This window comes from Peribacillus sp. NPDC056705 (assembly GCF_043656335.1).
The window spans coordinates 1-1019 of record NZ_JBHTYI010000290.1 but is presented as its reverse complement, the minus strand read 5'-3'; the positions used below and the strand labels follow the sequence as shown (position 1 = coordinate 1019).

General features: G+C 50.9%; 2 protein-coding genes and 1 pseudogene. 2 read left to right on the top strand and 1 reads right to left on the bottom strand.

Annotated elements, in window-relative coordinates; genetic code table 11:
• Positions 1 to 124: 124 nt before the first annotated feature.
• On the bottom strand, positions 125 to 337 hold the full coding sequence (locus ACFRAK_RS29785; protein ID WP_394573305.1) for a hypothetical protein: 213 nt from the start codon (positions 335 to 337) through the stop codon (positions 125 to 127).
• 225 nt (positions 338 to 562) lie between these two features.
• On the opposite strand from ACFRAK_RS29785, the gene ACFRAK_RS29780 reads away from it, so the two are divergent.
• Together ACFRAK_RS29780 and ACFRAK_RS29775 are read left to right on the top strand one after the other, a co-directional pair.
• Positions 563 to 703 (top strand): hypothetical protein, encoded by a 141-nt coding sequence (locus tag ACFRAK_RS29780; RefSeq protein WP_394573304.1) that lies wholly within the window; start codon positions 563 to 565, stop codon positions 701 to 703.
• Positions 672 to 1019 (top strand): annotated as a pseudogene (locus tag ACFRAK_RS29775) (hypothetical protein); the annotation flags it as partial. The gene ACFRAK_RS29780 and the pseudogene ACFRAK_RS29775, both read left to right, overlap by 32 nt.

Genomic DNA, 1019 nt, shown 5'->3' with positions numbered 1-1019 from the left:
TGTTGGAGTTGCAGGAACTGCAGAAGGTGATGTAATTATTTTACATGTATAACAGAACCGGAGGACCTTAGTGGTCTTCCGGTTTTTTATGTTCGTATTCGGAGGAAGAAAGTTATCTTCAGTTTTAAATACGAACATACATTCGTACTATTTTCCGCCCGTACGCCTCTGAAAGAACGATTGATTTCATCCAACTAACCGTCAGCGCATCCGTTTCAGGGGTGTAAGATTGTATCATCGGGAATGAAGCAATACAGGCATACCGAACACACACGGTGTACGTGAGCCGGCCATGATGGGCCGGTTTTTTGCTGCGGTGATGTCGAATTGGTCTCATTCCCGACCATCTTCAAGAAAGGAGGAGCCGAATTGATGATGCACATTACCTTCGATACTTCCTTGGGCAGTGCCAACAAGGATGGGCTGGTTATGACATGAGGAGCACGCTGAGAGATGCCGTAATCGGCATCGTGCCCGCCTTAAAAGATCGAGTCTATGACATTCATCCGCCGGATGGTATCCAAGACGTATCGTATGCGGTCCTGACACTCGGAGAAGAGGTGTGGAAATCGGCTTGGGCAGGGTATCGACAAGTGATACGCCTGAAGCTGTACGGGGAGCGATCCTCACTGGCACAGCTAGACGACTGGGCGGAACAGCTTGTACAGGGGATGCATCGCCGCAGAATCGCAAGGCAGCATGATCAGGCATTTACACTTCAATATTTGGGCGTCCCTGAGGCAGATCAATGGGATGCGGCTGCTGGAAAAATCGTTCGGGTTATGCGTTTTGGCATCTATGTACCGAACATGGTCCATGTTCCACAGACCCAAGATGAGTGGCTCATGGCGCTGTCCGATTGGACGGCTTCATTCCTCGGTCATCCATGGACGATCTACGACACCGCTTGGCCTGCAGATCGCGGGGAACACGCTGTCTTGTGGCGGCTGGCGGGGTATGAGACGAAAATGGCGGGTGCTTCGACGATCGAGCTGCGCAAGAATTTTACGGGTCATCTT

Excerpts from the sequence above, each read along its gene's own strand:
- ACFRAK_RS29785 (WP_394573305.1), bottom strand. The coding sequence starts at position 337 with ATGAGACCAATTCGACATCACCGCAGCAAAAAACCGGCCCATCATGGC.